At 68.8% G+C, this 18,903-nt stretch carries 17 protein-coding genes and 1 pseudogene; 11 read left to right on the top strand and 7 right to left on the bottom strand.

The features are described from left to right. The first annotated feature begins 202 nt into the window (after nt 1-202). The 3 genes from ACQPWU_RS15765 to ACQPWU_RS15755 all read left to right on the top strand — a co-directional run bounded on the left by ACQPWU_RS15765 (nt 203) and on the right by ACQPWU_RS15755 (nt 1,417). Complete coding sequence (locus ACQPWU_RS15765; protein WP_433440593.1) at nt 203-346, top strand: hypothetical protein; 144 nt, start codon at nt 203-205, stop codon at nt 344-346. Between the two features lie 2 nt (nt 347-348). Then, nucleotides 349-699 (top strand): helix-turn-helix domain-containing protein, encoded by a 351-nt coding sequence (locus ACQPWU_RS15760; protein WP_433440591.1) that lies wholly within the window; start codon nt 349-351, stop codon nt 697-699. Between the two features lie 358 nt (nt 700-1,057). Beyond that, nucleotides 1,058-1,417, top strand: coding sequence for a hypothetical protein (locus tag ACQPWU_RS15755; protein ID WP_433440589.1), 360 nt, complete (start codon nt 1,058-1,060; stop codon nt 1,415-1,417). Between the two features lie 147 nt (nt 1,418-1,564). Here the strand turns inward: ACQPWU_RS15755 and ACQPWU_RS15750 are convergent, their stop codons facing one another. Then, on the bottom strand, nt 1,565-2,206 hold the full coding sequence (locus ACQPWU_RS15750) for a histidine phosphatase family protein (protein WP_433440587.1): 642 nt from the start codon (nt 2,204-2,206) through the stop codon (nt 1,565-1,567). A 155-nt stretch (nt 2,207-2,361) separates the two neighbouring features. Between ACQPWU_RS15750 and ACQPWU_RS15745 the strand changes: the two genes are divergently transcribed. Both ACQPWU_RS15745 and ACQPWU_RS15740 read left to right on the top strand, forming a co-directional pair. Further along, nucleotides 2,362-3,264: an aminoglycoside phosphotransferase family protein gene (locus ACQPWU_RS15745; protein WP_433440585.1), complete on the top strand. Its 903-nt coding sequence runs from the start codon at nt 2,362-2,364 to the stop codon at nt 3,262-3,264. A 472-nt stretch (nt 3,265-3,736) separates the two neighbouring features. Then, nucleotides 3,737-4,093 (top strand): hypothetical protein, encoded by a 357-nt coding sequence (locus tag ACQPWU_RS15740; protein WP_433440583.1) that lies wholly within the window; start codon nt 3,737-3,739, stop codon nt 4,091-4,093. Between the two features lie 381 nt (nt 4,094-4,474). On the opposite strand, the gene ACQPWU_RS15735 is transcribed toward ACQPWU_RS15740, so the two are convergent. Together ACQPWU_RS15735 and ACQPWU_RS15730 are read right to left on the bottom strand one after the other, a co-directional pair. Continuing rightward, on the bottom strand, nt 4,475-4,861 hold the full coding sequence (locus ACQPWU_RS15735; protein WP_433440582.1) for a VOC family protein: 387 nt from the start codon (nt 4,859-4,861) through the stop codon (nt 4,475-4,477). After that, nucleotides 4,862-6,367, bottom strand: coding sequence for an MFS transporter (locus ACQPWU_RS15730; RefSeq protein WP_433440580.1), 1,506 nt, complete (start codon nt 6,365-6,367; stop codon nt 4,862-4,864). Nucleotides 6,368-6,472: 105 nt separating this feature from the next. Here ACQPWU_RS15730 and ACQPWU_RS15725 point away from each other — a divergent pair, with 105 nt between their 5' ends. Then, a complete protein-coding gene (locus ACQPWU_RS15725) occupies nt 6,473-7,099 on the top strand; it encodes a TetR/AcrR family transcriptional regulator (RefSeq protein ID WP_433440578.1) in 627 nt (208 codons plus the stop codon). 87 nt (nt 7,100-7,186) lie between these two features. Here the strand turns inward: ACQPWU_RS15725 and ACQPWU_RS15720 are convergent. Beyond that, nucleotides 7,187-7,375 (bottom strand): annotated as a pseudogene (locus tag ACQPWU_RS15720) (hypothetical protein); the annotation flags it as partial. 75 nt (nt 7,376-7,450) lie between these two features. On the opposite strand from ACQPWU_RS15720, the gene ACQPWU_RS15715 reads away from it, so the two are divergent. After that, a complete protein-coding gene (locus ACQPWU_RS15715; protein ID WP_433440576.1) occupies nt 7,451-7,705 on the top strand; it encodes a hypothetical protein in 255 nt (84 codons plus the stop codon). Nucleotides 7,706-7,769: 64 nt separating this feature from the next. Here the strand turns inward: ACQPWU_RS15715 and ACQPWU_RS15710 are convergent, their stop codons facing one another. The 3 genes from ACQPWU_RS15710 to ACQPWU_RS15700 all read right to left on the bottom strand — a co-directional run bounded on the left by ACQPWU_RS15710 (nt 7,770) and on the right by ACQPWU_RS15700 (nt 13,330). Continuing rightward, nucleotides 7,770-9,869 (bottom strand): ATP-binding protein, encoded by a 2,100-nt coding sequence (locus ACQPWU_RS15710; protein WP_433440574.1) that lies wholly within the window; start codon nt 9,867-9,869, stop codon nt 7,770-7,772. Between the two features lie 8 nt (nt 9,870-9,877). After that, entirely contained in the window at nt 9,878-12,232 is a 2,355-nt protein-coding gene (locus ACQPWU_RS15705; protein ID WP_433440572.1) for an ATP-binding protein, read from the bottom strand. A 225-nt stretch (nt 12,233-12,457) separates the two neighbouring features. Beyond that, nucleotides 12,458-13,330: a nucleoside hydrolase gene (locus ACQPWU_RS15700; protein ID WP_433440570.1), complete on the bottom strand. Its 873-nt coding sequence runs from the start codon at nt 13,328-13,330 to the stop codon at nt 12,458-12,460. Nucleotides 13,331-13,437: 107 nt separating this feature from the next. Between ACQPWU_RS15700 and ACQPWU_RS15695 the strand changes: the two genes are divergently transcribed. The 4 genes from ACQPWU_RS15695 (at nt 13,438) to ACQPWU_RS15680 (ending at nt 18,354) form a co-directional block, all read left to right on the top strand. Continuing rightward, nucleotides 13,438-14,883 carry a pectinesterase family protein gene (locus tag ACQPWU_RS15695; RefSeq protein ID WP_433440568.1) on the top strand — a complete coding sequence of 482 codons (1,446 nt, stop codon included), beginning with the start codon at nt 13,438-13,440 and terminating at the stop codon, nt 14,881-14,883. 33 nt (nt 14,884-14,916) lie between these two features. After that, the gene (locus ACQPWU_RS15690) at nt 14,917-16,161 is read left to right on the top strand and encodes a hypothetical protein (RefSeq protein WP_433440566.1); all 1,245 of its coding nucleotides are present in this window, start codon (nt 14,917-14,919) and stop codon (nt 16,159-16,161) included. Between the two features lie 36 nt (nt 16,162-16,197). After that, nucleotides 16,198-17,109 (top strand): nucleoside hydrolase, encoded by a 912-nt coding sequence (locus ACQPWU_RS15685; protein ID WP_433440564.1) that lies wholly within the window; start codon nt 16,198-16,200, stop codon nt 17,107-17,109. 312 nt (nt 17,110-17,421) lie between these two features. Next, nucleotides 17,422-18,354: a sugar-binding transcriptional regulator gene (locus ACQPWU_RS15680; protein ID WP_433440562.1), complete on the top strand. Its 933-nt coding sequence runs from the start codon at nt 17,422-17,424 to the stop codon at nt 18,352-18,354. Nucleotides 18,355-18,903 lie beyond the last annotated feature (549 nt).

The raw sequence follows: 18,903 nt of genomic DNA, 5'->3' as shown, positions 1-18,903 counted from the left end.
AAGGTCACGGACGAATACGCCGCCTGGTTCCGTGTGTTGATCAAGGAGGATCTCGAGTCCGCAATCCAGGTTGCCCAGGCCGTCGCAGCCCTGCGAGAGGAAGGACCCACCTGGGCAGGCCGCTCGTCGACCGTCTCAAGGGAGGCAAGCTGCACCATCTGAGGAGCTTCGTCCGGGATCGCGAGGCCATTCGGAGATAAGAGTGATTTTCGCGTTCGATCCCACGAGGGCTGCGTTGCTACTGCTGGGTGGTGACAAGGCGGGCAACTGGGAGCGGTGGTACAGGGAGAACATCCCACTGACCGAACAGCTCTATACCCTCTACACCAGCGACAGCCAGGAGTGAACATGCCGAAGAGGACGCCGGGAGACTGGGAAGACCTGGAGCTGGAACTGCACGCTGCTGGAGTCGCCCCGGCAGAGATCGAGGCAGGAGTACGACGCCTGCTCGCCGAGGCGAGAGGCCACCAACTGGCCGAAGCGCGGAAGGAACGCGGCTTGGGGCAGAAGGACATTGCGGCGATCATGGATGTGAGCGTCGCCCGAGTTTCGCAGATCGAACACGGCGAGGTGGCCTCGCTCGATGTCATCGCTCGTTATGTCGAGGCACTCGGCGCGCGCCTCGATTTGGTCGTCGACTTCGGCGACCGAACCTTGCGACTGCCTGTCACCGAGAAGCAGGGAGACAGCGCAGCCTGACACCTCTTCGACCATCGCCCGATCAATGGCGAGGGCGACTCTGAAGGCCGGGTTTCCCTGCGACTGTTGTGGGCCAGGATCCGGCGGGACGCCGGACGCAGAGCCCGTACGCCGTCGGCAACGGGCGGCGTGCTGATCAACGCGTGCGCCACGCCGGCGCGATCACGCGCCGAAGGGGATCGACGTCTCAGCGGCCGGCGCAACGTCCTGTCACTCTGACGAGAGCACGTCGAGAAGCGCGCGTGGCAAGATCGGGATAACGTGGCGCCCTCTGGAGGAGATCGACAATGCCGATGGACCCAGGCACCACCTTCAACCATCGCGTCGGCGTGGAAACGTTGCGCGAGAAGGAGGACACGTGACAGTGGCACGAGTACTGGTGGTCGGTCTTGATCCCGCCAAGATCCAGGGCTGGGACCCGGAGCCGGTCCAGGCGGCGATAGCACGCGGTCAGGCCCGTTTCGACGATCATGGTATCGAGGCCGACTGGTGCCAGGTGGCACTCGACGAGAACCCCGCAGGAGCGATCGTGGAGGCGCTGACCCGCAAAGACTACGCCTGCGTGGTGATCGGGGGCGGCATCCGCAAGCACGAGCCGTTGCTCGAATTCTTCGAGAAGGTGGTCAACCTGGTCCGGCAGCACGCGCCTGACGCAGCCATCGCCTTCAACAGCAGCCCCGAGGACTGCGCCGACGCAGCTCTGCGGTGGCTGCGCTAGCTGTTCTGTCCCGACAGGTTGCCGGGCGTGCGTCTTGGGGTTGACGTGCAGCACCGGGCAGCGGATGCAGGCTTCTCTGAACTAAGAAACTGGATGCTCAGCGGTAGCACCTCGCCTCGTTAGCCGTCGAAGCGGTCCAGGTAGAGGTCAGCCGGCTTCGGCGGAGTCGAGATGGCGGGTGTCACCGAGGTTGACGACCGTGCGGTTGTGGTAGAAGTCGTCTTCGCGCAGCGTGGTGATGCTGCCGGATGACACCCGGAAACTGGCATACCCGACCGCCTTGATCGGCATCTTGATCCAGGACGCCACGACGAATGTCAGGCAGCCGCCGTGCGTCACGATGATCTGGTGTTCGCAGGGGCGCTGCAAGATCTCGTCCATGGCCGCGTAGACGCGCTGCGCCAACGCCGCCTTGGTCTCGGCACCCTCCACGCCCTCGTCGTGGTCCAACCGCTCCCCGGCAGCCGGCGGCGGGACGAATCGTTGGTCCAGCCACTCCTGTGGCCTTCCCCCCGCCTCTCCGTAGGATTTCTCCCGCAGTCTTCGGTCCAGGATTGGTTTCACGCCGAACAGCTCGGCAACCTTCTCGGCCGTTTGCCGGGTGCGCTGCAGATCCGAGGAGAACAGCTCCACATCGGCGCCGTCCGGGATCTGGGCCCGCAGTGCCTGGGCGATGGAGGTCGCCGCGCTGAGACCGGCTGGCGTCAGCTGCGAATCATGCCAGCCGCCGACGACCCCCTCGACGTGGTGCGTCGCCTCCGGATGGGTGACGGCGTAGATGGTGCGCATGAGTGAGCTCTTCCTGCAGGGAGCTGTTCTTGAGTGATCTTAAGAGTGGCTCACGAGTTCTCTGAATTTCGATGATCACGGCTCTGTCGCCGACCGTGGTCACGGACTGTCCGCGGCGAGCCGATTCGCCTGCCGCCTCAGTACTGTGACTTCGCATGACCTACACCGAGACCGAGGTCACCGCAGACCTGGTCCGCGACCTGCTGCAGGAGCAACATCCAGACCTTGCAGGGCTGGCCATCCGCGAGGTGGCGGGCGGCTGGGGCAACCAAATGTGGCGCCTCGGGGACGAGTTGGCCGTACGCATGCAGCGCATGGACCCCACCCCGGAGCTCCAGCTCAAGGAGCGGCGGTGGCTACCCGTGCTGGCCCCGCGCCTGCCGCTCCCGGTGCCGACCCCGGTGCGGTTCGGCGAACCGTCCGAGCGCTTCCCCAAGCACTGGACCGTGATGACGTGGGTTTCCGGCGAGCCGCTGGACCACGGCTCGATCAGCCGCGGCGCCCACGCGGCCGACACGCTGGCGGGCTTCCTCCAGGCGCTCCATGTGAACGCACCCGTCGAGGCCCCGGCCAGTTCGGACCTCGGCGCTCACCCCAAGAGGTGCACGGGCGGCTTCGAGCAGTTCTTGCAGGCCATTGACCCCGACGCCGTCGGCGATGTCCGCGCCGTCCGGGCCGTCTGGGCCGATGCCGTCGCGGCCCCCGAGTGGGAGGGCCCGCCGATGTGGGTGCACGGCGACCTCCATCCCGCGAACGTCGTCGTCTCGGACGGAACGCTCTCGGGCATCATCGACTTCGGTGCCTTGTTCGCCGGCGATCCCGCGTGGGACCTCGCCGCCGCGTGGGTGCTGCTACCCGCGGGCACGGCCTCACGGTTCTTCGACACGTACGCGCATGCAGACGAGGCAACGATCCGGCGCGCCCGCGGGCTGGCCGCTATGAAGAGCCTCTTCCTGATGCTCATGGGGCAGAACGGAGATCGGGGTCTTCCCGGCGGCAAGCCGCACTGGGGACCTGCGGGCCGGGCGGCACTTGATCGTGTTCTGAAGGGCATTTGACGCACACTTCTTTGAAATTGTTCTCGATCTTGGTTGAGGGCCGTTCTCCTCGGCGCCGGCCAGGCTGACCTGGAGACCTTCGACCTCGCCGAGCCAGCCTTCCGTCTCGGCTTCGGCGATTCGGGCGATCAAGTTGTCGCGGATCTCGGCGAGCCGTGCCCGCTGTGCCGGATCCGGTCGCAGGAGCGAGCAGCGATCCGCACCCTCACCGAACAGGGCGTACTCCGTGCTGTGAGAGGTCGCGGCACATTCGTGGTCGCGCATCCCCCGCCGAGCGACGGCATGAGTCGAAGGTCAGGCATCCCTGAGGTCGGCGATGCCAGGGGCGGCGGCCGGATGCGCCGCCTCTCCGAAGGTCATGGTGCACGCAGACGAAGTCTCACGCATCGCTAGCCTGGTCGCCTCAACGAATCCTGAGCCCAGCCAGGATTCGATCTTCAACTCGAGGCGAAGAAAGACGGTATGAAAAGCGATGCCCGGCTTACCGCAGGAAGTTCCAGCCCGGATCCGAACCATCTGCTGGGCAGCGCTCGCCTTGTTGCTGGCGGCGTTCGCAGTGTTCGAGAGCGTCAAGTACGGCCTGCCGACCAGCGTGGCGGCACTGATGTTCTTCGCCCTCCCCAACCTGGCGCGACTGGCCCGGATTCCACCCTCCGGGGTGCTGCATCAGGCGGTACATCGTGTGTGGATCCCGCTCGCGGTGCTGATCGGCTACACGTTCGGACCGATCGTATGGCCGCCGCTGTTCACCGCCGGGCTCGGCTGGCTCACCCGGATTGCCTTCGACCGAGCACTTGGGCGTTCGGGTCTTCCAGTGCGCATGAAGTAGCGAGGGCGTCGTGAGCCCGCCCTCGCCTGCTCAGCCGTTCTTCTTGGTACGGCTACCGGGCATCCGCCGCACCGGCCGGCTCCTCGGGTCAGCTCGTATCGACAGGGTGCGATGGATAGGAGCATCCCGAGCAGTTGCCGCATGCCTCAACCACACGAACAGAGCTGATCGCTGAGCGGGATCGTGAGACGTGACGACCACGACCTGGCTTCAGAGGAGAAGACCGTATGTGATGAGGCGATCGCCTGACGAGCTGCAATTTACGCAGTGTCTTGGCAGCGCTTGTCCCTTTCTCGATCTTCGCTAGAACCGCGTCCATGACGACCGTATAGAGGCTGGGGCCGACATCCGCAGTCTCGACAACCTGCCCTCGTCGTCGCCCTAGATCGCCCGGCCGGTCAGGTCGCGGGTGAGTATTTCCATAAGGTGCCCGTCGGGGTCAGGGAAATAGACGCCGCGGCCGCCGGTGCGGGAGTGGTAGATCTCACCCTGCTGTTCGCGATGGGGATCGGCCCAGTAAGCGAGGCCGGCCGCGCGGATCCGCTCGAACGTCGCGTCGAAGGTGTCCTCGGAGACCAGGAACGCGTAGTGCTGCATGGGGTTGTCGGCGAGGTTCATGTAGTCCAGGGTGACGTTGTTGCTCAGGGTGACCGGGGCGAACCGGGCGACGTCGGGGCTGGTTGGTATTCCGAGGATGCCGGCGAGGAACTCGGCGGAAGCATGCCTGTCACGGGCGGGGACGATGGTGTGGTTGAGCTGGATGGACATTTAACCTTCTTCCTTGGCTGTGTGTGTATAGGTCTTCTGCTTGTGCTCGGTGCGTTGTGGTCGTGATGCGGGGATGAGGAGGTAGACGAGCACGGCCATGGCCGCGAGTAGGCCGGTGGCCCAGGCGGTCGCGGTCGCGTACCCGTGGATGAGCGCCGCTCGATGCAGGCTCGGGGCGGTGGGGTGGGTGGCGAGGTAGGTGGCGGTGGCGGTGACCGCGAGTGTGTTCAGGATGGCTGTGCCGATGGAACTGCCGACCTGGGTGGCGGCGTTGATTACGGCGGAGGCGACGCCCGCGTCTTGATGGGTGACGCCTTGGATGGCGAGTTGGAACGCTGGCGGGAACAGCGCGCCCATGCCGATCCCGATCAGTACCTGGGCGGGCAGGATGGTCGCGAGGTACCCGCTGTGGGGAGTCAACTGGGCGATGAGGGCCAGCCCAGATGCGGCGACCAGCAGCCCGCCGGCGATCAGGATCCGCGGCGGGAGACGCGGCATCAGCCGGTTGCCCAGCTGGTAGCCGCTGAGCGCGTTCGCCAGCGTCATCGGCAGCACGGCCAGCCCGGCGCGGACGGGCGAGTAGTGCAGCACCACCTGCAGGTGGTAGGTCAGCAGGAGGAACATGCCGAATGATCCGACGACCGCGGCGGCGACGGCGAGGTAGGCGCCGGCGCGGCTGCGGTCGGCGAGGATGCGCAGCGGGAGCAGGGGATCCGGGATCCGTGCCTGCCGCAGGGCGAACGCGGCCACCATGGCCACTCCGCCCAGCAGCGCACCGAACACGGTCGGCTGCGCCCAGCCACCAGCGGCGGCCTGGCTGCATCCAAGCACCACGGCGGCGAGCCCGCCGGTGGCCAGCACGGCCGAGGCGGCGTCGAGGCCAGAAGAGCCGAATCGGGGTGGATCGGGCAGCACCAAGCGGCCGACGGTCAGCACTGCGCCCGCGATGGCCACGTTGACGAACAAGCACCATCGCCAGTCGAGATAGTCGGTGAGGACGCCGCCTGCCAGCAGCCCGGCCGCCGCACCACTGCTAGCCACCGCCCCGTAGATGGCGAAGGCCCGGGTTCGCTCCCGCTGGTCGGTGAACGTGACCGCGAGCAGCGACAGCACGGTCGGCGCGATCAGCGCGGCGAACGCCCCTTGCAGGGCACGCCCGGCGGCGAGGACCGGCAGCGTGGGCGCCAGCCCGGCAAGCAGCGAGGCAAGCCCGAATCCGGCGAGTCCGATCTGGAAGGACCGGCGCCGGCCGACGGCGTCGGCCACCCGCCCGCCGAACAAGAGCAGGCCGGCGAAGCACACGGTGTAGGCGGTCACTACCCACTGCCGCTGTGCGTCGCTGAACTCCAGTGCCCGCTGGGCTGAGGGCAGCGCGATGTTCACGATCGTGGCGTCCAGCGCAGTCATCAGCTGTGCGGTGGCGATCACGACAAGCGCGAGCCAGCGACGCTCCGGCCTGTCTCGCCCTCGCGGCCGGGACTCGCCCATAGGACGTGCGTCGGTCATCGCATCCACCTCTCATAAACGAAGGGGTATCCTCCGGATACCATAATCGAAGGGATTCCCTCCGTCTAGTGCTAGGGTGGGGGCCGAGTCAGGAGGGAGAGGGCGATGAGAGCCGACGCACGCCGCAACCACGAGCGGCTGCTGGAGGCGGCGCGGGACGTGTTCGTCGAGCAGGGCCCGGGCGCGTCGCTGGAGGAGATCGCCCGACGCGCCGAGGTGGGGATCGCCACGCTGTATCGGCGCTTCACAGATCGCGGCACGCTCATGCACGCCGTCGTCCTCCACGCGCTGACCGGCACCATCGAAGCCGTGCAGCGAGCCCGACACGAGCATCCAGACCCGCTTGAGGCGCTGGCCGCCTACGTCCACGCCGTTTTGGACCTGCGGACCTCGGTGGTGATCCCGACGCTGTTGGTCGCGCTCGATCTAGACGAGCCGCAACTCAAGGCCGCCCGCATCACCTCGGCGCGGCTCGTCGAGGAACTGCTGGAGGAAGCCCACAAAACCGGCAGGCTCCGCACAGATGTGGCCTTCGGCGACATCGGATTGCTGCTCACCCGGCTGTCCCGGCCACTGCCCGGACCGATTTCCGACGAGACCCAAAACGCCCTCGCCCACCGGCACGCCAACCTTTTCCTCGCCGGCCTACGCGCCGACCCGACCGCGCCACCCCTCGGCGGTCCCGCCCTGAAGCTGGCCGACCTGCAACAACTCCAGCCCGACACCCGATGAGGTCGCCACAGGCAGCCCCGCAACCAGTCCATAGCGGTCGAGCCGACCAGGCCGCCTCCTGATCAGCAAGCTCCGTCAGGCCCACAGTCAGGCGATCGCCCGATCGCGCCCCTCTCCGAACCGTTCGACGAGCTCGCCGCCGGTGAATGTCGCCCCTGCCCGGACGAGGGCGACCACCTGCGGCGCATTCACAGCCCGCCAGCAGGTCTGGGCGGACTCGATGAGCTTGAACGCCATGTCGAGCCCGGCAGCCCGCGAGCCGGTCCCCTTGGTTACATCCACGTTCTGGCATCACGCTACGTAACCGCATCCGATCCGGACATCAGTGACAGTCACCCCAGACAGGCGACCTTGAAATCACCCTGGGCCGAGCCGGACGGAGAGCCTCGCAGGGTGCTCTCCTTGGGCGAGGCCAAATGGGGAGACATCATGTGCGAGGGGCACGTCGAGCGACTCCGGCGCGTCCGTGACCTTCTCGCAGCCCGCGGCTATGACACGCGATCGACCCGCCTGGCCTGCTACAGCGCCGCCGGATTCACACCGGACCTGCTCGTGGCGGAAAACAGCGAAGTCCTGCTGGTGACTCCCGACCGCCTCTACTCCTGAGGATTTCACCTAGCCACTCCCGAGCCCATGCTCGGACACCTGTGACCGGGCACGGCGGTGCTCGTCAGGATTCTTCCAGCGCGTAGGCGACCGCCCGGGACGGCCTGAGTCGCTTACCGTCCCGGAAGGCCGCCGTGTACGCCCGTGCCCCCAGCGCGCGACGCGCCTGCTCGGCGCACTCCAGGTGCGACCTCGCCTGGAACCGCAGCTGCAGCGGAGAGGAGGCGGCCGCCTCCCACAGGAGGTGGGCGGCGCCCAGCAGCCGGGCAGCCCGCTCGTGCCGGCCGCGTGCCCCAGCCGTCCACGCCAGCACCTCCAGGCACTGGGGGAGGCCCCACCGGTCGTCGGCGGCGCTCCAGAAGGCGGCCACCTCCCGCATGCTGGCCTCGGTCCGCCGGCAGTCGCCCTGCTCCCAGCAGGCCATGGCGACCGCGAACAGTCCGTACGCGCGGAAGAGCGACGCGTTGCGCTCCTCACACAACCTCACGAGGTCCTCACCGTACGCGGCGGCCCGCTCCGGGCTCATGGTGGCGGAGAAGAGGGCGGCCATGTACAGGGTGACCCCCACGGCGTGGACGTCGCCTCGCGCCCAGTGACGGGTGAGGGCCTCCTCCAGGAGCGCGAGCCCGCCCTCCGCGTCGCCCTCGGACAACGCCGAGACGCCGGAGAGCTGGACGGCGAACGCGAGCGCCGCGTCGTCCTTCAGCTGCCGGGCGAGCGCCGAGCACTCCCGCGTGTCGGCCGCCGCCGCCGGATCGCCCTGGTAGTGGGCGAGCACACCGTCGGCCCACAGGCCCATCACCCTGGCGAGGCCCGATCCGGGCACGAGCGTGAGGCCGCGCCTCAGCCAGTGCCGGCCCTCGTTGAGAGCACCGGCGACGAGCCAGTTGGCCCACAGCACAGAGGCGATCTCCAAGCCGGCGGGGGCGTCGTCTGGCCGGCCGAAACAGAGATCGAGAGCGACCCGCACGTTGGGAAGCTCCAGCTTCAGCGTCCGGAGGTTATCGATCTGGCCGGGATCCACCTGGTCCACGCGCAGTCGCTCCGCCAGCCGGCGATAGTGGTCGATGTAGCGTCGGCGCAGCGCCTCCGCGTCCCCGGCGGGCAGCCGTTCGCGGCCGTACGCGCGGACGGTCTCCAGCATGCTGCAGCGGATTCCAGTGCCGTGCTGCTCCGCTCCGCACAGGATGGACTTGTCCACGAGCCCGGCCATCAGATCCAGCACGTCCTCGCGTGCCAGACCCTGCCCGGGGCAGACAGCCTCCGCGGTCTCCATATCCACACCCCCCGGGAACATCGACAACCGCTCCCACAGCCGTCGCTCTCCTGACGAGCACAGCCCGAAGCTCCACTCCATGGTCGCCCGCAGGGTCTGGTGGCGCGCCGGCGTGCCGGGGCCGACCTCGGCCGGTACTTCCAGGCGCTCGTCGAGCTCGTTCACGAGATCTTCCACCGAGGTCGTACGCAGCCGTACCGCCGCCAGCTCGATGGCCAGCGGAATCCCGTCCAGGCGCCGGGCCAGCCGAGCGACCGCCTGGGCATTGGCCGCGTCGACGAGGAAGCCCGGCCGGATCGTCGCCGCGCGCTTCGCGAAGAGGCGTACGGCGTCGCTCCGGGCGATGTCGCGGGTACTGTCGCCGGGCTGCGGGATCGGCAGTGACGGCACAGGCAGCACCTGCTCCCCGTACACCCCGAGCGACTGGCGGCTGGTGGCCAGGATCTGCAGGCGTGAGGTGCCGCGCAGCAGCCGGTGCACCAGTCGGGCGCACGCGCCGCGCAGATGCTCGCAGTTGTCCAGCACCAGCAGCAGCTGTTTGTCCGCCAGGTGCTCTATCAGCAGGGCCACGAGGTCCGGTGTGGTGTCACGGATTCCGAGCGAGGCGGCCACGGCCGGGGCCAGCAGGTCCTCGTCGTCGATGGTGGCCAGCTCCACCAGCCGGACTCCGTCCCGGTACCTCTGTGGCACGATCTCGCTGACACGTCGCGCCAGCCGCGTCTTGCCGACCCCGCCCGCGCCGGTCAAGGTCAGCAGGCGGGTCTTGGTCAGGATCCGCCTGACCAGGGAGATCTCGTGGCGTCGTCCGATGAAGACGGGAGCGTCGGTCTGCTGCCGGTCCGCCACCGGCTGTTCGGCGGCCGGGCCGTTCCGGAGCGTGTCTTTCACGGGCATGCTCACTCGCCCCCGCGAGGCCCCTCGCCGGTGAGGCGGGCCTGCTCCGCGACCCAGCCGACGATCTGGGTCCTGGAGGTGAAGCCGAGTTTGCGCAGGATGTGCTCGGCGTGACCTTCGACGGTGCGCTGAGCGATCACCAACGCCGCCGCGATCTCCTTGTTCTTCATCCCCCGGGCGATGAGCCGGGCGATCTCCATCTCCCGTGGGGTGAGCGGCGAGCCCAGGCTCGCTCCATCGGATCGGCCGGGGGACGGCGCTTCCTCCATGAGGGCGTAGGCGAGCGCCTCGACAGGCGAGCGCCTGGCGCCTCGCTTGACGGCCGTCCGGAAGGCCTGCTCGCCGAGGACCCGACGCGTACGGACCTCGCATTCGTCGTGATGTCGGATGAGGTGACCGAATCCCAGTAGCGGCGCGCCGATCGCCTCCCAGACGTTGCGCAGGATGCCCAGCAGCTCGCCGGTCCTCGCGTGCTCCTCTTGTGAGGCGGCGATCCAGGCCAGCACCTCGATCGTGACCCCGATTCCGACCGAGTCGTCCAGCGCGTGGAAGACGCGCAGGCTTTCCTGCTCCAAGGCGGTCGCGCGCCTCGTGTCGCCCTGGCGCCAGAGCTCGATGCCGAGCGCCGTCATCGTGTACGCCCTGTGCCAGCTCTCGCCATGAGCGTCGCAGATGGCGATGCTCTCCTCGGCGGCGGCGACGGCGCGTTCCGAGTCGCCGAGGAACGAGTGTGCGAGGGAGAGCCAGGTCAGCGCCTGGACTTCGCCCGCGGGGTCACCGCCGGCGCGATGACGGGTCACCGCCTCCTCGAAGGATCTGACAGCCGATGCGGTGTCTCCCTGGTGTATGGCGACCATTCCGGAGTAGAGCGCGACGTAGCCGAGCACCGGTTGCAGCCCGAGTTGCTCGCCGAGCGTTCTGCTCTCGGCCAGCAACCCGATGGCCGAGGCCTCATCGCCCTGGATGATGGCGAGCCGGCCGCATGCCCACAACGCCCGGGCCCTGACCTCGGAAGGGCCGACAGGGTGCGCGAGCCCCTGTTCGAGCCAGTTGCGTCCTTCGCTCAGGTGGCTGCTGGTGATCCAGTGGTAGAGCAGGTCGCTCGCCATGTCTATGCAGAGCCCGGCGTGCTCGGCGTGGCAGTATTCCAGGGCGGTGCGCAGGTTGGGATGCTCGACGCGCAGCCGGGTCAGCAGCTTGACCTGCGCCGGGCCGAACAGCTGCGCCTGCGCCTCGTGCGAGAGCTGCCGGTAGTAGTCGCGATACCGGCGTTTCAGCTCCTCCTCCTGCCCGGAGGCGACGAGGCGCTCACGCCCGTACTGCCGGATCGTGTCCAGCAGCCGGTATCGCACTCCGTACCGATGGTCCTCCCGGATCAGGACGGACTTCTCCACCAGGCCGATCACCAGGTCGATGATCTCATCGCGGGCGATGCCGTCCCCGGCGCAGACCGCTTCGGCCGCCTCCAGATCCAGGCTGCCGGTGAAGACTGAGAGGCGTGCCCACAGCAGGCGCTCCTGCTCGGTGCAGAGCCCGTGACTCCAGTCGATCAGGGCTCGGAGCGTCCGGTGGCGAGACGCGGTGGTGCTCGATCCCGCGCTGAGCAGCCGGAAGAGGTCGTCCAGCCGGTCGAGCAACTGGTGGACCGAGAGCGCGCGCAGTGGCACGACGGCGAGCTCGATGCCGAGCGGCAGTCCGTCCAGGCGGCGGCAGATCCGCTCGACGATGTCCCGGTTCTCGTCCGTGACGGTGAAGCCGGGCCTGACGGCCGCGGCCCGGTCGGCGAAGAGCCGCACCGCGTCGGCCATGGAGGACGGCGTGCCGTGCCGGGATTCGCGGCTTGGCAGCGGCAGCGTCGGCACCGCGAACATCTGCTCGCTGGTGATTCCCAGTGGCTGCCGGCTGGTGGCCAGGATGCGCAGCTCCGGGGCGGAGCACAGCAGCGTCTGGGCCATCACGGCGGACTCGTCGAGAACGTGCTCGCAATTGTCCAGGACGACCAGCGTCCGCTGCTCGCGCAGGTGCTCGGTGAGCACCTGCATGGGCGGCTGGGCTGAGTGATCCTGAATGTTCAGCGCGGCGACCACAGCCTGAGGCAGCAATGCCGGGTTGTCCAGCTCGGCGAGCTCGACCAGCCAGACCCCGTCGGGGAACGCCCGTCGCAGGTGGGTGGCGACGCGCAGGGCCAGCCGGGTCTTGCCCACGCCGCCGGGCCCGGTGAGGGTCACCATGCGGGCGTGGGCCAGCAGGCGCTTGACTGCCGCTACTTCGTGCTGCCGCCCGATGAAACTGGTCACCTCAGCGGGCAGCCCGCTGGCGTACGTTTGCGCCGAGGTGCGCGGTGTGACAATGGTCATCGATGCCTCGCATCGGCTCGAGCAAAGCCGGTCACCATCGCCGACATGAGCCGATGTAACTAACCTATGCCCATGACGGGTGCTACTTCCCGGACAAAATGCCTGGTCATCGCGGCAAATCTGCCCAGGCGTACCGAATCATTGGCAACCCATGGCAAACACCGGTCTCGCACTTGAAACAGATTTTGCCGACGGCTTGCCCGGCGTCCGTCCGGGCCGCTGTGTTCACGCGGCGGCGGCCACGATGCGGCGGACGATCTCCTGGGCGATGGGCTCGGGCGAGCCCGAGGTGGTGATGCGCGTCCGGCCGCCCCCGGGCGTGAACGTGCTGGAGCCGTCCGCCCCCACCGTGACCCGTCCCTCAGGGCTGAACCCGAACAGGCCGGGCACCAGCATGGTCAGCACCGTGATCGGGTCGTGCGGGCTGTTCCACTCCTCGTTCCAGAGCCGCCACCACTGCTCGATCTCCGCCTTCAGGGCCTTCCCCAGCGCCCCGGCCCCCGAGATGGCGGCCACGTCTGTGGCGTCCATCCGGACCGTGGTGGTGATCTCCAGCCCGGTGACCGTGATCGGCGCTCCGGAGCCGAAGACGATGGCCGCCGCCTCCGGGTCGCTCTTCAGGTTGTGCTCGGGCTCGGGGCCGTCGAAGCGGCCCCCCATGATCCAGAGGTGCCGTACGTCCCGGGCGAAGGACGGGGAGGCCGTGATCGCGTTGGCGATGTCGGTGAGAGGCCCGACCGCCACCACGTCCACCTGGCCGGGCGCGCGGCTCACCTGATCCACCAGGTACGCCGTCGCGTCCCCTTGGTCCACCTGCTCGGTGTCCAGGTCCGTGAAGAGCCTGCCTTCGTGGCCCGCCCACCAGACGGGGCGGTCCGTCAGGGTCTTGCCGGCCCCGGGGACGACGGTCAGGGACCGGTCCGCGAGGCCTGCCAGCCGCTTGGCCAGGCGTGCCCGCAGCAGCGTGTCACCGTAGACGGTGGTGCAGCCGACCAGGTCCACCTCCGGCGACCCGAGCAGGACGGCGAGCGCCAGCGCGTCGTCGACGTCGGTGCCGATGTCGGTGTCGAAGATGACGCGCATGGTCGAAGTATTCATGGTGACTCCGCGCACCGGCAATGCTCCATCCCCTCTTGACCGGCCCCGCGAAGGCGTCTACATATATATTCAATCTTCAATATCCATTCGCTCCTCGAGAGGTGAATGTGAAGGCCACGATCACGGCGCTCATCGCGACGGCGCTCGCCCTGTCCCCCACCGCCCCGGCCACTGCTTCCGCGGGATCGGAGGTCCGGTTCTCGGTGCCCGGGCAGGCGAGGGGGACCTGTGTCGACGCGCCCTTGAAGATCACCTTCCCGGCGCCTCCCACACTCGGCTCGTCCGGCGCGATCGAGGTGCGCCGTGCCGACGGCACGCTGGTCGATCGCGTCGAGGCCGCCGCGGCCAAGGCCGACAAGAAGAACATCGGCGCCGCGCTCTCGGACGGAGGGCTGCCGCACGACTTCTCGTACGAATCGATCATGATCGATGGCAACACGGCCGGCGTCTACCTGCACCGGCAGCTCGAGTACGGGCAGGAGTACTACGTCACCGTCGAACCGGGCGTGTTCACAGGGTTCGAGGGAGTGCGGGAGCCTGGCACGTGGGAGTTCAAGACCCGGAAGCGAGGGGCTCAGGGCCGGCATCTGACGGTTTCCGGAAACGGGACCGGTGACTTCTGCACCGTGCAGGGCGCCATCGACGCCGTTCCGAACGGCAACCAGGAGCCCGTGACCATCGACGTGCGGCCCGGCGTCTACACCGAGATCGTCTACGTACGCGAGGACCGCCCGCACGTCACCGTGCGCGGCGCCGGCGCCGGCCGGACCGTGATCCAGTACGCCAACAACGACCTGCGCAACGGCGACAAGGCGCTGAGCAACGGCGGCCCGGCGGACGTGTGCCCGCGCCGCGTGCTGGAGACCTCGGACCTGCACAACTGCTGGCGGTCGATGTTCGGGGTGGACGCGGCCGACTTCCGGATCCAGGACCTCACGCTGCACAACACGACACCCGACGGCGGCTCGCAGGCCGAGGCGTTCAGGGGCAACAACGAGCGGATCGCGCTCGAGCGCGTGGACCTGCGCAGCCACCAGGACACGCTGCGTCTTCAGGGCAAGGGCTTCGTCACCGGCAGCCGGATCAGCGGCGACACCGACTTCGTGTGGGGCACCGGCACGGTGTTCATCCAGGACTCGGTGCTGGAGTCCACGGACGCCGGTTACATCTCCCAGAGCCGGAACGACGAGACCCGGCCGGGAGCGGTGTTCGTCCGCACCAAGCTGACGCGGGCCCCCGGCGTGCCCGACGGCTCGGTGGTGCTGAGCCGCAGCGCCGTGTGGCGGTTCACGCACAGCCAGGCGGTCTTCATCGACACCAGGATGGACGGCCACATCGCCCCCGCAGGCTGGGCGATCGACCCGAACGACTGCGCGCAGGCGCAGGCCGCGTCCTTCTGGGAGTACGGCAGCACCGACCTGACCACCGGTCGCGCGATCGACACGTCGCAGCGGCTGGCCTGCTCACGCCAGCTGACGGCGGCCGAGGCGAAGCAGTGGAGCGACCCCTCATTCGTCCTCGGCGGATGGGATCCCGAGCCGGGGCGGCGTTGAGATCACGGAAGTTGACGTTGTGAAGGGAACGGAATGGACAGGTCAGCGAGCAGGCGCACCATGCTGGGCGGGGTGCTGGGCAGCATCGGCGCGGCGGCCGTCGCGGTTTCCACAGCTGGTCCCGCCGCGGCGGCGAACGGCCCAGGCGAAGGAGCGGGCGCGCACAGAAGCAAGGGGGCGCCGCGGCCGGTGGCGCCGGTCAACCAGGAGATCGCGGCCAGGTTCGGCCCCGAGTACAAGACCCTGCCCGCCGCCGTGGCGGGCGTGGACATCGAGCCGCTGATCGGCATCGACTCCGCCGCCGACATCGCCGCCAAGCGCAAGGCCATGATCGACTACATCTGGAAGGGCGCGGGTCAGCCCAGGACGCTGCCCACGGTCGAGACCGGCGTGACCGTGCCCGACTTCGCCTCCCTGACCGGGGTGCGCAGGATCGACTGCCTGGCGGTCCCCCTGCGTTACCAGGTCTCCGCCAAGGTGTACGACATCGTCCCGCACCGCGCCTGGAACCGGCGCCTGGCGCTCTACCACAACGGGCACGGCGAGCCGTTCGACACCATGCTCCGCACCGTTCAGCCCCTGCTCGACCGCGGCTACCGGGTGATGGTGTACGCGATGCCCTTCCAGCACTGGAACCAGCAGCAGATCGCCGACCCCGCCGACCCGGCGAAGCTCCTGCCCAACCCCTCCCACCGCGAGCTGCCGCCCTGGGAGAGCGCCGAGTTCTCGACGCTGACCTTCTTCCTGGAGCCGCTCACGGTCTCGCTCAACTACGCGCAGGCCACGTACCAGCCCAGGACCGTGGAGATGATCGGCCTGTCGGGCGGCGGCTGGACGACGACGGTGTTCTCGGCGCTCGACCCGCGCGTCACCCGCAGCTACCCCACGGCGGGGTCGCTGCCGTTCTTCCTGCGTCCCGCCTCCCCCAAGCCGCGCCCCACGACCGGCGACTTCGAACAGACCAAGGACGCGCTGCCCGGCTTCTACGCGTCCGCCACCGCTGACGACTATCTCGACATGTACGTGCTGGCCTCCGTCGGCCCGGGGCGCGGGCAGCTGCAGATACTCAACCGGTTCGACGAGTGCTGCTTCAACGGGGTCGGGCACCGCGTCTACCAGGCTCCGGTGCGCGACCGGGTCACGCTGCTCGCCGGCGGGCGGCCCGAGCAGGGGCGGTGGGACCTGCTGGAGGACGCGACGCACGACGACCACACCATTTCGCCGTACGCGCTGTCCGTCATCCTCTGGGATCTTGACACGACAAATGTCACAACATAATATCGGAATATAGATGCATAGTTGAATGGATATGCAATGATGATGAGCAGGACCTTTTCCCACCGGCGCAGGGTGATCGTCAACAGCGACGCCAAGAATGAGGCGGACGACCAATTCGCCATCGTGCACGCGCTGCTTTCACCGAGCCTCGACATTCGCGGACTGGTCGCCGCGCATTTCGGCAACCGCCGCACCCGGTCGAGTCTGGAGGAAAGCCGGGCGGAAATCGACCTGCTGCTGCGGCTGATGAAGCTCGACGGCACGGTCAGGGTCGAGGACGGCGCGCCGTACGCGCTGCCCGACGCGGGCACGCCGGTCCGTTCGCCAGGCGCGGAGCTGATCGTCGAGGAGGCCATGCGCGAGGTGCCCGAGCCGCTCTACGTGGCCTTCCTCGGCCCGCTGACCGACATGGCCGCGGCCCTGCTCATCGAGCCGCGCATCGCCGAGCGGGACGTGACCGCCATCTGGATCGGCGGCGGCGGGTACGACGGCCGCGGCGGCTCGCCCGGCAGACCCGAGTTCAACCTGTCCAACGACATCGTGGCGGCCAACATCGTGTTCTCCTCGGCATTGCGGGTCTGGCAGATCCCGGCGCCGGCGTACCGGATGACGGCCGTCGGATACGCCGAGCTCGACGCCAAGGTCGCGCCCTGCGGCGAGATCGGCGAATACCTCGTGCGTCAGCTCGTCGAATGGAACGAGCGGCACCACAGCGGGTCGATCGAGTTCCGCGTGCTGGGCGACTCTCCCGCGATCGGGCTGATGCTCCACCCTGACTGCGGGACGTGGGTGGAGCGGCCGGCCCCGAACTTCCGCCACGACGGATCTTACGACTTCTCCATCGCGAACCGGCCGATCCGCACCTATGACTCGATCGACGCCCGGTTCATCCACGAGGACTTTTTCGCGAAACTGCGGGCCTTCTCCGGACGTCAGGCGGCGCTGTGAAGGAGGCGTAAGTGGCGGAAAAGGGGCGATGTCACATGAGTGTGCTGACAGGTGTATGGTCCCGCCGGGAGCTGTCCGGGCTGCCACGTCAGAGCCGGCCCCGCGCACCCGGCCTATCATCGTGCGAGCGTCGCCGCGCGCTAGCAAAATGGCACTCAGCAGTGGCCCGGGCTCGCCACCGGACCAGCAGAAGCGGCGGAGCCGAATCGGAGGCCAGCGATCGTGGGAGCTGAGAGTCAGTTCGAGAAGGGCCGCTCTGGTGGCGAGCCCTTGAGGTTCAGCGGTCGCCGGCTCAGCCAGGAGTCGGAGCGTATGCGGCTCCTGGTGCGGGTCGCCCGGCTCTACCACGAGCACGGGGTCCGCCAGCCGCAGATCGCCGCGCAGCTGCGCATCTCGCAGCCTCGGGTGTCGCGGCTGCTCAAGGAGGCCGCGGAGATCGGCATCGTACGCACGGTGGTCGTGGTGCCCAGCGGGGTGCACGCGCTGCTGGAGGAGGACCTCGAGCGCAAGTACGGCGTGGAGCAGATCATCGTCGTGGACGCCGCCGGCGACAACCACGACGTGGTGGCCGCGCTGGGCTCGGCCGGGGCGACGTACCTCGACGCCACCCTGATCGGCGGCGAGCACCTCGGCATCTCCTCCTGGAGCGCCAGCCTGCTGGCCACGGTGGAGGCCATGCAGCGCCGGCCGGTGCGCGTGGCGGAGGAGGTCGTCCAGCTCATCGGCGGGGTGGGCAAGGGGTCCGCCCAGGTCCAGGCCACCCGCCTGGCCGCCCACCTGGCCGACCTCACCGGCGCCGAACCCGTCTTCCTGCCCGCACCCGGCCTCGTCGGCTCGGCGATGGCCCTTCAGGCGTTGTCGGACGACCAGGTGGTACGCCAGGTGGTGGACGCCTGGTCGCGGCTGACCACCGTACTCGTGGGGATCGGGAGCCTGGATCCGTCGCCGTTGCTGCGCGACAGCGGCAACGCCATCACCGAGGAGGACTTCGAGACGCTGCGGGGGTTGGGGGCGGTGGGCGACGTGTGCCTGCGCTTCTTCGACGCCGAGGGACGGCTGGTCGACTCGCCTCTGGAGGAACGCATCCTGGGGATCTCGGCCGCCGACCTGCTCCGGGTGCCCCGGCGGATCGCCATCGCGGGGGGACGCCGGAAGACCGCGGCGATCCGGGCCGCGCTTCGCGGGGGTTGGGTGAACACGCTCATCACGGATGTGGGCGTGGCGGAACAACTCCTCAAGGACTGACCCCCGGCTCCAGGCGCATTCAAGCCCGGACCCGGGCAACGCGCATGTTGACGTCCGGGTCTGAGCAGCGCGCACCTTGCGCCGAACCGCGCCTTGCCACGTCCCGCCGACCCGGCGCCTGGTGAGGGCGGGCCACATCGCGAGACCTCGCCTGCGGTGAAGGGCTTGAGGTCCAGGGACGCCGAGTTCGGCGAGCACGCGAGCGGCCGGCGGTGCATCGGCTGGGCACCGTGCGCGTTGCGCCGAACCGCGCCATCCCACACCCCACCGACCCGGCGCCTCGGACGCGGTCCCGAAGGGGCGTCCTCTGGCACGCCGTAGCGACGGACCCCGGACGGTTCCGAAGGGCTTCCCCTGGCACGCCGTAGCCGACGGACCTCGGCCGGGGTTCCGAAGGGCTTTTCTGGGACGCCGTAGCGACGGACCCCGGAGGCGGACCCCCACCAGGGGCGCCAACCTGGCGCGCCGCGACGGCGGGATGGCGTGCGGTGGGGCCCGGCGCAACGCGAACGGCCCCAGGTTCGGCGAGCGGTCGCGCGCGAACGAGGC

The sequence above is a fragment of the Nonomuraea sp. CA-141351 genome (genome assembly GCF_050944675.1).
GTDB lineage: Bacteria > Actinomycetota > Actinomycetes > Streptosporangiales > Streptosporangiaceae > Nonomuraea.
The sequence above is the reverse complement of the archived record's forward strand: the minus strand, read 5'-3'. Positions and strand labels throughout refer to the sequence as shown.